This is a genomic window from Duganella sp. AC917, from assembly GCF_979258245.1.
Window position 1 is genome coordinate 575504 of sequence record NZ_OZ409848.1, and the last position, 14837, is coordinate 590340.

Genomic DNA, 14837 nt, shown 5'->3' on the forward strand with positions numbered 1-14837 from the left:
ACCTCGGCCGCCGGCTTGGGAACTATTTTAATCCCAAATTGATAAATCAATCGCGCGGCTTGTTGGTGCTGCGCGCGACTTCCTCGAACCAGCGCGGATGGTGCTTGCGCGCCCACCCGTAGGTGACCGTGCCGCGCACCATCGCACCGATGGAACCCTTGATCCAGAAGCCCGCGTAGATGTGAACCACTATTGAGCAAATGATCACAAAAGCGCAGAACGCATGCAGCAAGGCGGCAAAGCGCACCACGTCGATCGGGAAGTAGAACGCGAAGTACGCGCGCCAGATCACGATGCCCGACAACAGCAGGCCAAGCATGCACAGGATCAGCACATAGAACAGCACCTTCTGGCCGGCGTTGTAGCGGCCTACCGGAGGGAGCTTTTCTTCGCGGTTGCTGACCACGTCGCCGGCCTGCTTGAGCCACTGCGTGTCGCCTTTTTCAAAGCGGTTGTGATGCCAGAAGCGCACCACCAGCAGCGCGAACGAGGCGAACATCAGTAGCCCGAAGAACGGATGCAGGATGCGCGTCCATTGACCGCCGCCGAGGAACACCGCCATCCACGCCGTCGCCGGGTGGAACATGGCGAGGCCGGACACCGTCAGCACGATGAAGCAGATGGCGGTGACCCAGTGGTTGCTGCGGTCATTCGGCGTGTAGCGTTCTATCAGCGGATTGCCGTCCTTGTCGCGCAAGGGTTTGTTTTCAGGTGTGCTCATTTCTGTTCTCCCTGATCCGGTTGGCCTCATGCAGCGCCTCGGCTTCCTCGTCCTTGCTCACCTCATTCGGCCCGACGCGCGAATAGTGGAACCATCCGGCCAGCGCCGTCGCGGCGATGCCGGCCAGTGCCAGCGGTTTGGTCAAACCCTTCCACAGGCCGACCATCGGGCTGATGCTCGGATTCTGCTTCAGCCCATGGTACAACGGCGCCTTGTCGGCGTGGTGCAGCACGTACATCACGTGCGTGCCGCCGACGCCGGCCGGATCATACAGGCCGGCGTTGGCGTAGCCGCGCGACTTCAGGTCCTCGATGCGGTCTGCCGCGTGGACCTTCATGTCTTCCTTGGTGCCGAAGACGATCGCGCCGGTGGGGCAGGTCTTGACGCAGGCCGGTTCCTGGCCGACGGCCACGCGGTCCGAGCAGAGCGTGCACTTGTAGGCGCGGTCGTCCTTCTTGGAGATGCGGGGCACGTCGAACGGGCAGCCGGCGACGCAGTAGCCGCAGCCGATGCAGTTCTCCTGATGGAAATCCACAATGCCGTTGGTGTACTGGACGATGGCGCCCGGGGCCGGACAGGCCTTCAGGCAGCCCGGGTCCTCGCAGTGCATGCAGCCATCCTTGCGGATCAGCCATTCGAGGTTGCCGTCATTGCTCTCGTGTTCCGAGAACCGCATCACGGTCCACGATTGCGGCGTCAGGTCGAGCGGATTGTCGTACACGCCGGTGGTTTCGCCGACATCGTCGCGCAGGTCGTTCCACTCCATGCAGGCGGTCTGGCATGCCTTGCAGCCGATGCACTTCGAGACGTCGATCAGCTTGGCCACGACGCCGGTGGCCGGCGTGCGCGCCACCGGCGTCTGCACCGTGGTGGCGGACATTCGTTTGATATCAAGTGATTGTAAAGCCATGTTTATTCTCCTCGGGCCGTCATGCTTTTTCCACTTTCACCAGGAAGGACTTGAATTCCGGTGTCTGTGAATTGCCGTCTCCAACCGTCGGCGTCAGGGTGTTAATCAGGTAGCCCGGTTTGGTGACTCCCTTGAACCCGAAGTGAATCGGCAGTCCGACCTGGTGGGTCTTCTTGCCGTCGATGGTCAATGCCTTGATACGCTTGGTCACCACGGCCTTCGCCACGATGTGTCCGCGCTTGGAACTGACTTTGACACGGTCGCCATGCACCACGCCGATCTCCTTGCCGAGGTCTTCGCCGATTTCGACGAATTGCTCCGGTTGGATGATCGCGTTCAGGCGCGCGTGCTTGGTCCAGTAATGGAAGTGCTCCGTCAGACGGTAGCTGGTCGCCACGTGTGGATACTCGTTTGCCTTGCCCAGCTTCGCCCTGTCGCCCGGGAACATGCGGCCGGCCGGATTGCTGGTGGCGCGCGGGTTATTGGGGTGCATCGGGTTGTGGCCGATCGGCGTTTCAAACGGCTCGTAGTGCTCCGGGAACGGACCCTCGGCCATGGCGTCGCGCGCGTAGAAGCGCGCCACACCCTCGGCCAGCATGATGAAAGGACCCATGCCGTTTTCCGGCGGTTCGTCGGCCTTGAAGTCCGGTACGTCCGCGCCGGCCCAGTTGGTGCCGTTCCAGCCGATCAGCTTACGGGTCGGATCGAACGGCTTGCCCTTGGTGTCGCACGAGGCGCGGTTATACAGCACGCGGCGGTTGGCCGGCCAGGCCCAGGCCCAGTTCAGCGTATTGCCGATGCCGGTCGGGTCGCTGTTGTCGCGGCGTCCCATCTGGTTGCCGGCGGCGGTCCAGCAGCCGGCGAAGATCCAGCAGCCGCACGCGGTGCTGCCGTCGTCGCGTAGTTGCGCGAAGCCGGCCAGCTGCTCGTTCTTCTTCAGGATGACTTTTGTCGGGTCCTTCGGATCGGTGAGCTCCTTGAGCGCCTTGCCGTTGAACTCCATCGCGATTTCCTCTGGCTGTGGGCTCAGGGGTTGCGCGTAGTTCCACGTCAGGTTGAGGATCGGGTCGGGGAATTTGCCGCCGTCGGTCTGGTACATCTTCTTGATGCGCATGAAGATGCCGGACATGATCTCCAGATCGCTCTTGGTCTGGCCTGGGCCTTCGGCGCCTTGCCAGTGCCATTGCAGCACGCGCGAGGAGCTCACCAGCGAGCCGCGTTCCTCGGCGAAGCAGGTGGTCGGCAGGCGGAATACCTCGGTCATGATCTTGGTCGGATCGACCTGGTGGAACTCGCCGAACGGACGCCAGAATTCCGCCGTCTCCACGGCCAGCGGGTCCATCACCACCAGGAACTTGAGCTTCGACAGCGACTCGGTGATCTTCTGCTTGTCCGGCGCCGACGCCAGGATGTTGAAGCCCTGGCAGATGTAGCCGTTCATTTTCCCCTGATGCATAAGCTCGAAGGCTTGCATCATGTCGTACGGCTTGTCCAGCTTGGGCAGATAGTCGAACGCGTAGTTGTTTTCCTCGGTGGCGGCGTCGCCCCACCAGGCCTTCATGAAGGAGACCAGGAACTTCTTGGCGTTGCTGTAGTAGCTAAGCTGGTTCGGACGCAAAGGCTTGAGCGCGCGCTTGGCCGTGTAGGCTTCCCAGTCCTGTTCCGCTTCGCCGGGCAGAGTCAGGTAACCGGGCAGCATATTGGTCAGCAGACCCAGGTCGGTCAGACCCTGGATGTTGGAGTGCCCGCGCAGCGCGTTCATGCCGCCGCCGGCGATGCCGATATTCCCCAACAGGAGCTGCACCATCGCGCCGGTGCGCAGGGTTTGCGCGCCGGTCGAGTGCTGGGTCCAGCCCAACGCGTAGAGGATGGTCGCGGCGCGTCCCGGCACGGCGGTCGACGCCAGCATCTCGGCGACCTTGTGGAATTTCTCCGGCGGCACGCCGCAGGCTTTCTCCACCATCTCCGGGGTGTAGCGCGAGTAGTGCTTCTTCATCAGCTGGTACACGCAGCGCGGATGCTCGAGCGTCGGATCGATCTTGGCGTAGCCGTCGTCGCCCATCTCGTAGTTCCAGCTGCTCTTGTCCGCGTACTTGCCGGTCGCCTCGTCGTAGCCGGAATACAGGCCGTCGTTGAAGGCGAAGTCCTCGCGGACGATAAACGGCATGTCCGTGTAATTGCGGACGTATTCGTGCTGTATCTTGTCGTTCGTGAGCAGATAGTTAATGATCGCGCCCAGGAATACGATGTCCGAGCCGGTGCGGGTAGGGACGTAATAGTCGGCTACCGAAGCGGTTCGGGTAAAGCGCGGATCGACCACGACCAGCTTGGCGCCACGATGGGCCTTCGCTTCCGTGACCCATTTGAATCCGCAAGGGTGTGCTTCAGCGGCGTTTCCGCCCATGACCAGGATGACATCCGCGTTCTTGATGTCTACCCAGTGATTCGTCATCGCACCACGTCCAAATGTCGAGGCAAGACCTGCCACCGTCGGACCGTGTCATACACGTGCTTGATTGTCGAATGCCAGCATGCCCAGACTGCGCATGGTTTTATGGGTTAAATAACCTACCTCGTTGGAACCGGCCGACGCGCACAGCATGCCGGTGGTGGTCCAGCGGTTGACGGTTTTGCCGTCGGCGCTTTTCTCGATGAAGTTGGCGTCGCGGTCGGCCTTCATCAATTTGGCGATGCGCGTGAGCGCGTCGTCCCAGGACATCGGGCTCCATTCCGTGGCGCCCGGAGCGCGGTATTCCGGCACCATCAAGCGATTCGGGGAGTGGATAAAGTCGATCAGGCTTGCGCCCTTTGGACACAGCGTGCCGCGGTTGACCGGGTGGTCGGCGTCACCCTCGATGTGGATGATTTTGGCGGTGGCGTTTTTCGCGCCGTCGCCCAGACCGTACATCAGGATTCCGCAGCCTACGGAGCAGTAGGGGCAGGTGTTGCGGGTTTCGGTGCTGCGCGCCAGCTTGTATTGCCGGACTTCGGCCAGGGCCGTTGCCGGCGCAAAGCCGAGGAGCGCGATGCTCGAACCCGCGATGGTCGCGCCAGTTACCCGAAGGAACTGTCGCCTGGACATCTGGTTCATGGAAAGCCTCTCAGTTGGAACAAAGACTTTCCGAGTGTAGCACCGGAAAAACATTTATGTTTGCCATGACATGTATCAATTGTTGCGTACACGCCAGTGCAACACCTTTGATATAGCTCAAAGAATAATGTTTAATCCGGTTTCTGATGAAGTATGATTATTTTGCTATCGATTAAGGTGTGTTTGCTTTACGCATCACCAGCCGATGGCAGCAAGGCCCGGATCGCCGCCAGCGACGGTGGCGATGCGCCGGGCGCGAGACAAGCCGCCGCGCCGGCCGCCACCGCGAAGCGCAGATGCTCCAGCGGCGCGCGATCGGTGTGGTGCATCATGCTGTAGGCCAGCGCGGCGATGCTGGCGTCGCCGGCGCCGACGGAATCGACCACGGTGATGCTAGGCGCCGGCAGCGTCCATTCGTCACCGCCGATGTGCAGCGAGGCGCCGTCGCCACCTTTGGTATACAGATAGGTCGCCGCCGGATTCCAGCTGCGCAGCGTGGCGAACGCGGTCCCGATGTCGTCGGTGCGGAACAGGCCCGCCAGATCCTCTTCCGACACCTTGACGACGTCGGCCAGCGCCGTCATGCGGCGCAAGGTGGCGTCATAGCGCTCGTCCATCAGCAGACGGTAGTTCGGATCGAAGCTGATACGCACGCCGTCCTGCTTGAGCTGCTCTGCCAGCGCCACCAGCTTGCCGGCCAGCGGCTGGCGCGCCAGGCTGATGCCGCCGAAGTGCACCCATTTGCAGTGCGCGCGCCAGCCCTCGGGCAGCAGGGCGGCGTCGAAGTGCAGGTCGGCGCTGTCGTCGCCGACGAAGAAATAGGCCGGCGGGTCGGTGCGGTGCACGATGGCCAGCAGCGGCGATTTCGCGTAGCGCTGCAGGAAGCGCATATCGAGATTGGCCGCTTCGCTGGCGCTGTGCAGCGCGTCGCCGAAGACGTCGACGCTGATGGCGCCGGCGAACGCGGTCGGCACCTCCAGCTTGGCCATCGTGCGCGCCACGTTCCAGGTCGAGCCGCCGACCTGGCTGTACCAGTGCTGCGGATTGGGCTGATCGCCATCCTGCACGATCATGTCGGTCAGCGCTTCGCCCGCCGAGACAAATAACGGATAGTTCGCCATCTTTAGTCTTTCAACACGTTCAGCACTTCGTAGCAGGCGCCCATGGTGTGGTAATCCACTTTGCCTGCCGGGCTTTTCTCGTCGGTTAGCTTGCTGTTGTCGGCACCGAGGATGCGATACCAGGCGCCGTGTTGGTGATCGACGAAATGCTCCCAGCTATAGGCCCAGATTTTGTCGTACCAGGTCCAGTAGCTTGCCTCGCCGGTGCGCGCGCCCAGCAGGGCGGCGGTGGCCAGGCTCTCGGCCTGCACCCAGAAGTATTTGAGATCGTCGCAGATGCTGTCGTCCGGGCCGAAGCCGTAGTAGATGCCGCCGTGTTGCGCGTCCCAGGCCTTGTCCATCGCCGCGTTAAACAACTGCACCGCGCGCGGCAGCAGCCAGTCCTCGCCGCCTTCGAGCTGGTCGCCGTGGCGCTCCAGCAGCAGCAGCAGCTTGGCCCATTCGGTCAGGTGGCCCGGCTGGTAGCCCCACGGACGGAAGATATTGCTCTTGTCGTGGCGGTTGTATTCGGTGTCGACCGACCAGTCGGCGTGATAGTGCTCCCAAATCAGATTACCGGCCAGCGCGGCCTGGCGTTGCGTGATGTTGCGCGCCAGCGTTTCGGCGCGCAGCAGGAAGGCGCGTTCTCCGGTCGCTTCGAAGGCGGCGATCAGCGCTTCGCAGGCGTGCATGTTGGCGTTCTGGCCGCGATAGGCGTCCAGCGTCGACCAGTCGGCGCTTGCCTCGTCGGCGTACAGACCATGTTTGGCGTCCCAGAAGCGCCTTTCCATCAACGCGAAGGTCTCGTCTATCCATGCGCGGGCGTCGTTCTCGCCGGCCATCAGCGCGTGGCTGTAGGCGAGCAGCACGAAGGCCAGGCCGTAACAGTGATTGGTGCCGTCGGTGACGCGGCCTTCGCCTTTGTTCCAGTCCAGCTGCCATGCGTAGCCGCCGGTTTCCGGGTTGCGGTGGGCGCTGCGCAGGAACGCCAGGCCGTGGCGCAGGCGCTGCTGGTCGGCCGCTTCGCCGAACTGGCGCCATGCCATCGCGTGCGTGAAGATGAAGCGCGTGCTGCTGACGAGATGGCGCGTACGGCTGTCGTAGACCGTGCCGTCGTCCTTGTAGAAGTGATAGAAGCCGCCGCTCGGGTCCACGCAACGGCTATCGTAGAATTGGCGGGTATGGCGGATGTGGTTCAGCAGCGTCGCGCGGGAGTGAAAATCTGGTACCATCTTTGGGTCCGTGGTTGGTTGCGTTGTTGGTTAATAAACGGGCGCTTTTTATCGCATCCCGAGGTTGGTCAAGGTCGTGGTTCATCGGGCGCACACCTGTCCCGCGTTGCGGCAAGGCCGAACGCCAGATCCGAATGCTGCGCTACATTGTTTAGGAATTCTTGTGCAATCCGCCGGCGTTCAGGCTGCCGCCACGCCGCCTCCTTTGACCTGCGGCTTCTGCACCCGCCAGCCGTCGAACACCGTGCTGGCCCTGACCACCAGTTCCACCGGCGCGATTTTCTCCACCGGTTCGTTGTGCGGACCGTTTAAAAGCATTTCCACGCCCAGCGCGCCCAGCGCCTTCTTATCGATCCGCAGTGTCGTCAGCGGCCGGTGTCCCAGCACGGCGGTCGAAATGTCGTCGAAGCCGACGATCGCGATGTCGTGCGGGACCTTCAATCCCTTGGCCAGGCAGCAGCGCATCGCCACCAGCGCGGCGCTGTCGTTGTAACAAAATACGGCGTCCGGCGGATGGGGCAGGGCCAGCAACTGCTCCATCGCCTCCCATGCGCCGGTTTCCAGATCGACGCCATCGGGCAGGCCCGCCTCCATTCGCGGGTCGGCCAGGATGCCTTCTTCGAACAGCGCCTGGCGATAGCCGCGCGCCCGTTCGCGAATGCTGTAATGCGACAGCGGACCGGAAATGAATCCAACCCGCGTGCGGCCGGTGTCGATCAGGTGCTTGGTTGCCAGGTAGCCGCCCATCATATTGTCCGGATTGACCGAGCTGTAACCGCGCAGCTTCATATCGATCAGCACCAGCTGCTTGCCGGTCGAACGCAGGGCGCTCAGCGTCTCCGGCTCAAAAAAGCCGGCGCAGACGATACCGTCCGGCGCATGCATACGTATCTGGTCGATCAGGCCATCGGCCGGGCCGACCGCCATGAACGACAGCACGATACCCTGCTTGCGGCAGGCCTCCTCGGCGCCGTGCAGCACCGGCGAGTAGAAAGGGCTGCTCGAGGCGGTGTTGTGCTGGCGGTGCAGCAGGAAGGTCAGGCGGCGCAGCCGTTTCGGACGCAGTTTGCAAAAGTCGTAACCGAGTTCGCGCGCTGCTTCCAGCACCATCTGGCGTGTCGCCTCGGTCAGTCCGGGTTCGTTTTTCAGCGCGCGCGAAATGGTCCCCGCCGATACGCCAGCCACGCGTGCGATATCCCGAATCGTTACTCCCGTGGTCGCAGCGCTATTTGTGGAATCGCCCATCTCAGTCTCCAAATCTTTCGATGAACCGGCTCGCGGCGGTGCCGACGGCAGGTTTCTGGTGTGAATACAGTCTTGCATAATCGTCCAGTCATGGTCAAACGACACATCGACTTTCAGGAAAAGTTTAGCGCAATTTACTAAACACGTTACTTTTAGCGCTACGCTGCACCGCAACACGCCGTATTGTCTGGGGCCGCGTGTTTAGTGAAGGCGGCTAAACTGCACCCCAAATTCGCGTGCCGTTTGACCCTTGGGCGTTGCCGATGCAGAATCTTTTCATTAATATAAAAACCATCCAAGAGGAGACAGCTGATGGCGCACGTTGCACCCGCAACTTTGAACACCCACAACCCTGCGCAACAGGGCGGCGGCAGCAACACCTTCCCGATGATGATCATCACGCTGCTGTTTTTCATGTGGGGGTTGATAACGTCGCTGAACGATGTCCTGATTCCCCACCTTAAATCGATCTATACCCTGACGTATGTGCAGGCGATGCTGGTGCAGTTCTGCTTCTTCGGCGCCTACTTCATCGTTTCGCTCCCCGCCGGTATGCTGATCAAGCGTCTGGGCTACCAGCGCGGCGCGGTTGCGGGACTGGTGGTCGCCGCCACCGGCTGCGCCATGTTCTATCCGGCCTCGATGGGCGGCTACGCGCTGTTCCTCCTGGCCTTGTTCGTCCTCGCCGGCGGCATCACCATCCTGCAGGTCTCCGCCAATCCCTACGTCGCGGCGCTGGGCGCGCCGGCCACCGCATCGAGCCGGCTGACGCTGACGCAGGCGTTTAATTCGCTCGGCACGGCGATCGCTCCGGCGCTGGGCGGGTTCCTGATCCTGTCCGAAGGCGTGCCCGCCGTCGCCAACCTGGTCAAGACCAAGGCCGAGGAAGCGGCCACCGTGCAGGGACCTTATCTGGTGCTGGCCGCCACGCTGCTGGCCATCGCCATCCTGTTCGCGCTGGTGCGCCTGCCGAAAATCGACGATGCCGAAGAGGCCGGCGCCTACACGCTGGACAAAAAAGTCACTTCGCACCGCCACCTGGTGCTGGGCGCCATCGGCATCTTCCTGTACGTGGGCGGAGAGGTCAGCATCGGCAGCTTCCTGATCAACTTCCTGGGCGAGTCGAATATCGCCGGCATGTCGCATGGCGCCGCCGCCAACTACGTCAGCTTCTACTGGCTCGGCGCCATGATCGGTCGCTTCATCGGCTTCGGCGTGATGCGCTATGTCAGCCCGGGCAAGGCGCTGGCTTTCAATGCGGCCGCGTCCATCGCGCTGCTGCTGACGGCGATCTTCTCGCACGGCCAGGTCGCCATGTGGGCAGTCATCGCGGTCGGCCTGTTCAACTCCATCATGTTCCCGACCATCTTCAGCATGGCGCTCTACAAGCTCGGTCCCCTGACCAGCCAGGGTTCGGGCATCCTGTGCATGGCCATCGTCGGCGGTGCGCTGGTGCCGTTCGCACAAGGCCTGCTGGCCGACACGATCGGCCTGCAGCTGTCGTTCTTCGTGCCCGCCGCCTGCTATACCTTTATCCTGTACTACGGCCTGAAATATGCCGGCATGTACTCCGACCTTTGACTTTCTACTTTTGATTTTCGACTTTTGATTTTCGACCTTTGAAATCGTCCCGCCATAATAAAGAGAGACAGCTATGAATTCCGAATTGAATCTGCGTCCGCTGGCCATCGCGCTGGCGGTGGCGGCAACGCTTGCCGCCGCGACCATCGTCACCGTGGCGACCGCGCTGCCGTCATACGCCGCCGAAGCCGCCGCAGGGCCGGCCGAACCCGCGTCCAAGCCCTGGCTGGACAAATCGCTGAGCGCCGACAAACGCGCCAAGCTGGCGCTGGAGGCGATGACACAACAGGAAAAACTGAACTGGGTGCTGGGCTATTTCGGCGCCGACTTCGTCCCGAATAAAACCAAAAAACATCCGGCCGCGCTGCCTTTCTCGGCCGGCTACATCCCAGGCGTGCCGCGTCTGGGTCTGCCTGCCTTGTTCGAGACCGATGCCGGCCTGGGTGTGGCCACGCAGTTGAGCAAGAATCCGCGCGAGCGCACCTCGCTGCCTTCGGGCCTGGCCACCACCGCCACCTGGAACCGCGACCTGGCTTACCAGGGCGGCGCCATGATCGGCCGTGAGGCGCGCGCCTCAGGCTTCAACGTCATGCTGGCAGGCGGTGTCAATCTGCTGCGCGAACCGCGCAACGGCCGTAACTTCGAGTACGCCGGCGAAGATCCGCTGTTAGCCGGCACCATGGTGGCGCAGCAGGTCAAGGGCATCCAGTCCAACAACGTGATCGCGACGATGAAGCACTTCGCCGTCAACGACCAGGAGACCGGCCGCTTCGTGCTCGACGCGCGCCTCGACGACACCAGCAACCGCATGTCCGACCTGCTGGCGTTCCAGTTCCTGCTCGAGCAGGGCGATCCCGGTTCGGTCATGTGCTCCTACAATCGCCTGAACGGCGTCTACGCCTGCGAGAACGACTACCTGCTCAACCAGGTGTTGAAGAAGGACTGGGGCTTCAAGGGCTATGTGATGTCCGACTGGGGCGCTGTCCACAGCACCGTGGAAGCGGCCAACGCCGGCCTGGATCAGCATTCCGGCTGGGAGTTCGACAAGTCGGCGTACTTCGGCGGCGCACTGGAGGAGGCGGTCGAAAACGGCCACGTGCCGCAGGCGCGCCTGGACAACATGGCTTACCGCGTTCTGTGGGCGATGTTCGACAAGGGTGTGGTCGATAATCCGGTCAAGGAGGGCGGCGCCATCGACTACGAGGCGCACAAGCTGGTGAGCCAGGCCGACGCCGAAGAGGGCATCGTCCTGCTGAAGAACACCAACAGCGTGCTGCCGCTCAAGGCCGGCGCGAAGAAAATCGTCGTCATCGGCGCGCATTCGGATGTCGGCGTTCTCGCCGGCGGCGGCTCGTCGCTGGTGTATCCGATCGGCGGCAATCCGGTTCCGGGCATCGAGCCGACCATCTGGCCTGGTCCGGTGGTCTACCACCCGTCGTCGCCGCTGAAGGCGATCAAGACACGCGCCGGCGGCGCCAAGGTCGTCTACAACGACGGCAAGGACGCCGCCGCCGCAGCAAAGGAAGCGGCGGACGCCGATGTCGTCATCGTCTTCGCGGAGCAGTGGGTTGGCGAGTCGCTGGACGCCGTCTCGCTGTCGCTGCCGGACAACCAGGATGCGCTGATCGCCGCCGTCGCCAAGGCCAACCCGAAAACCGTGGTGGTGCTGGAGACCTCCGGTCCGGTGCTGATGCCGTGGGTCGACCAAAGCGCGGCCGTAGTGCAGGCGTGGTATGCCGGCAGCGGTGGCGGCGAGGCGATCGCCCGTGTGCTGTTTGGCGAGGTCAATCCGTCGGGTCACCTGCCGACCACCTTCCCGGTCTCCGAAAGCCAGCTGCCGCGTCCTAAACTCGACGGCGATCCGAAGAAAGACCGCGAGCGCTTCACCGTCAACTATCACGAAGGCGCGGCGGTCGGCTACAAATGGTTCGATGCCAAGGGCCTGAAGCCGCTGTTCCCGTTCGGGCACGGCTTGTCGTATACGCAGTTCTCGTACTCCGGCCTTGCCGCCAGCCAGAAGAACGGCAAGCTGCAATTGAGCTTCAAGGTCACCAACACCGGCGCCGTCAAGGGCAAGGACGTGCCGCAGGTGTACGTCGCCCCCGTTGGCGCCAAGTGGGAAGCGCCGAAGCGCCTGGCCGGCTGGGACAAGGTCGAACTGGCGCCTGGCGAGAGCAAGGACGTCAGCGTGACGGTCGATCCGCGCCTGCTGGCCATGTACGACAGCAAATCGAAGACCTGGCGTGTCGCCGGCGGCGGCTACAAGGTATTGCTGGCGCATGACGCCGGCAATGCCAACGATAGCAAAGCCGCCAGCATCACCGTGCAGCTACCGAAGCAGACCCTGAACGTCGCAGGCAAGCCAACCAAGTAACCATCCATAAAAAGAAAGAACGAGACATGAAACAACTCTACAAATTCTGCGCCACCGCGTTGATGATCAGTGCTTGCGGTATCGTTTCCGCCGCCGATGGCGCCACCGTCAGCAAAGGCGATTTCGTCACCGCCAAGAAGACCCACTTCGCGCGCAAAGGCCAGGCCTATTACATCGTCGGCGCCAATTTCTGGTACGGCGGCTACCTCGGTGCGCCCAAGGGCGTGGGCGAGCGCGCCCGCCTGTTGAAGGAACTCGATAGCATGCGCGCGATCGGCATCAACAACCTGCGTGTGCTGGCCGTCTCCGAGAAGACCGAGATGAAAAGCGCCGTCAGCCCGGCGACCACCGCCAAGCCGGGCGAGTACGACGAGAACCTGTTGGTCGGCCTGGACTTCCTGATGGCCGAAGCGGCCAAGCGCGATATGACCGTGGTGCTTTACCTGAACAACTTCTGGCAGTGGTCGGGCGGTATGACGCAGTATCTGAACTGGTTCGAAGGCACGCCGGCGCTGGACCCGAACGTGACCAAGGATTACGACGACTACATGAAGAAGAACGCGCGCTTCTATGTCAACGCCGCCGCGCAAAAAGAGTACCGCAACGTGATCCAGAAGATCGTCAAGCGCGTCAACACCATCACCGGCAAGCCGTACTCGGAAGACCCGATCCTGATGTCCTGGCAGTTGGCCAACGAACCGCGTCCGGGCAACGGCAACGCCACGCCGGAAGAGAAAAAGGCCTACATCAAGTGGATCGACGAAACCGCAGGCTACATCCATAGCCTGGACAAGAACCACATGGTCAGCAGCGGCAGCGAGGGCCTGGCCGGCTCCGCGCAGGACGCGCAGCTGTTCCTCGATTCGCACCGCACCAAGAATATCGACTACCTGACTTACCACCTGTGGCCGAAGAACTGGGGCTGGTTCGATTCCAAGGACCCAACCGGTTCGTGGGACGGCGCCATCGAAAAGAGCCGCAATTATCTGGCCTCGCACGTGGAATTGGCCAAAAAGCTCGACAAGCCCATCGTGCTGGAGGAATTCGGCCTCGATCGCGATGGCGCCTCGTTCAGCATCAAGGCCACCACCAAGATCCGCGACCGCTTCTACCGCGAAGTGTTTGACTTCGTCTACGCCGGCGCCAAGAAGGGCGATCCTATCGCCGGCTTCAATTTCTGGGCGTGGGGCGGCGCCGGGCGCGCGGCCAATGCGGACTACTGGTGGAAGCCGGGTAACGACTTCGTCGGCGATCCGCCGCAGGAAGAGCAGGGCCTCTATTCGGTGTTTGATTCGGATACCAGCTCGCTCAAGCTGATCAAGGAATACGCCGACAAACTCAATACCATCAAGCGCTAAGGGGCCAAACATGAAACGTACCGTGTTAAGCATGGTGGCCGCATCCGCCTGCGCTTTCGGTTTCAACGCCCACGCCCAGAAATTCGACGGGCTGGCCGACACGCCGCAGATGGGTTGGAACAGCTGGAACACCTTCGCCTGCGACATCAACGAGCAGCTGATTAAAGACACCGCCGATGCGATGGTCAAAAGCGGCTTGAAAGACGCCGGCTACCAGTATGTCAACATCGACGACTGCTGGCACGGCAAACGCGACGAGACAGGCGTTATCCATCCGGACAAGGAGCGCTTCCCGTCGGGCATGAAGGCGCTGGCGGATTACGTCCACAGCAAGGGACTCAAGATCGGCATCTATTCGGACGTTGGCGCCACCACCTGCGGCGGGCGTCCGGGCAGCCGTGGCTACGAATATCAGGATGCGCGCACCTATGCATCCTGGGGCATCGACTACATCAAGTACGACTGGTGCGACAGCAAGGGCCTGTCGTCGGTGGGCGCCTACACCACCATGCGCGACGCCATCCGCGCCGCCGGCCGGCCGATGTTGTTCAGTATTTGTGAATGGGGCGACACCAAGCCGTGGGATTGGGCCAAGGACGTCGGCCACTCGTGGCGCACCACCGGCGACATTCACATGTGCTTCGATTGCGAATTCAGCGAGGCCTCGTATTCACGCTTCGGCGTGCTGCAGATCCTCGACAAGCAGGCCGGCCTGCGCGTGCACGCCGGTCCAGGTCACTGGAACGACATGGACATGCTGGAAGTGGGTCGTGGCTTTACCGAGGACGAGGATCGCACGCACTTCGCCGCTTGGTCGATGCTGGCGTCGCCGCTCATCCTGGGCAACGACGTGCGCAAGATGTCGGAGGCCACCAAGCGTATCCTGACCAACAAGGCGGTGATCTCGATTAACCAGGACAAGCTTGGCATCCAGGCATGGCGCTTCATGCAGTCAGGCCAGTTGGAATATTGGGCCAAGCCGCTGGCCAACGACGAATGGGCCGTGATGATCTTGAACCGTAGCGACGAGGTCAAGCCGGTCACTTATCAGTGGTCCACTTCCCGTATCAACGACGATGCGAACAAACGCGTACTCGATACCACCAAAACGGTGTTCAACTGGACCGATGCCTGGACCGGCAAGACCGGTGACACCAGCAAAAAACTGGACAGCAAACTCCCGCCGCATGGCGCGATCGTTTTGCGCTTGAAGGCCCGGAGCTGA

The 14837-nt window shown here is 62.2% G+C and carries 10 protein-coding genes; 4 read left to right on the plus strand and 6 right to left on the minus strand.

All coding sequences use genetic code 11. The annotated features are described in order from the left end of the window. Positions 1-46: 46 nt before the first annotated feature. From ACZ0BA_RS02575 to ACZ0BA_RS02600, 6 genes are all read right to left on the minus strand, one after another. A complete protein-coding gene (locus tag ACZ0BA_RS02575) occupies positions 47-721 on the minus strand; it encodes a formate dehydrogenase subunit gamma (RefSeq protein WP_463449794.1) in 675 nt (224 codons plus the stop codon). Further along, a complete protein-coding gene (gene fdxH, locus ACZ0BA_RS02580) occupies positions 708-1631 on the minus strand; it encodes a formate dehydrogenase subunit beta (protein ID WP_463449795.1) in 924 nt (307 codons plus the stop codon). The genes ACZ0BA_RS02575 and fdxH overlap by 14 nt, the downstream gene beginning before the upstream one ends. Before the next feature lie 19 nt (positions 1632-1650). Next, a complete protein-coding gene (gene fdnG, locus ACZ0BA_RS02585; protein WP_463449796.1) occupies positions 1651-4722 on the minus strand; it encodes a formate dehydrogenase-N subunit alpha in 3072 nt (1023 codons plus the stop codon). Between the two features lie 188 nt (positions 4723-4910). Then, positions 4911-5843: a carbohydrate kinase family protein gene (locus tag ACZ0BA_RS02590; protein WP_463449797.1), complete on the minus strand. Its 933-nt coding sequence runs from the start codon at positions 5841-5843 to the stop codon at positions 4911-4913. Between the two features lie 2 nt (positions 5844-5845). Beyond that, entirely contained in the window at positions 5846-7054 is a 1209-nt protein-coding gene (locus tag ACZ0BA_RS02595; RefSeq protein WP_463449798.1) for an AGE family epimerase/isomerase, read from the minus strand. A 180-nt stretch (positions 7055-7234) separates the two neighbouring features. Beyond that, entirely contained in the window at positions 7235-8299 is a 1065-nt protein-coding gene (locus tag ACZ0BA_RS02600; protein ID WP_463449799.1) for a LacI family DNA-binding transcriptional regulator, read from the minus strand. Positions 8300-8611: 312 nt separating this feature from the next. Between ACZ0BA_RS02600 and ACZ0BA_RS02605 the strand changes: the two genes are divergently transcribed. The 4 genes from ACZ0BA_RS02605 (at position 8612) to ACZ0BA_RS02620 (ending at position 14837) form a co-directional block, all read left to right on the plus strand. Then, the gene (locus ACZ0BA_RS02605) at positions 8612-9880 is read left to right on the plus strand and encodes a sugar MFS transporter (RefSeq protein WP_463449800.1); all 1269 of its coding nucleotides are present in this window, start codon (positions 8612-8614) and stop codon (positions 9878-9880) included. Positions 9881-9953: 73 nt separating this feature from the next. Next, positions 9954-12254 carry a glycoside hydrolase family 3 C-terminal domain-containing protein gene (locus ACZ0BA_RS02610; RefSeq protein ID WP_463449801.1) on the plus strand — a complete coding sequence of 767 codons (2301 nt, stop codon included), beginning with the start codon at positions 9954-9956 and terminating at the stop codon, positions 12252-12254. Between the two features lie 26 nt (positions 12255-12280). Beyond that, positions 12281-13612 carry a glycoside hydrolase 5 family protein gene (locus ACZ0BA_RS02615; RefSeq protein ID WP_463449802.1) on the plus strand — a complete coding sequence of 444 codons (1332 nt, stop codon included), beginning with the start codon at positions 12281-12283 and terminating at the stop codon, positions 13610-13612. A gap of 10 nt (positions 13613-13622) precedes the next feature. Then, positions 13623-14837 (plus strand): glycoside hydrolase family 27 protein, encoded by a 1215-nt coding sequence (locus tag ACZ0BA_RS02620; protein ID WP_463449803.1) that lies wholly within the window; start codon positions 13623-13625, stop codon positions 14835-14837.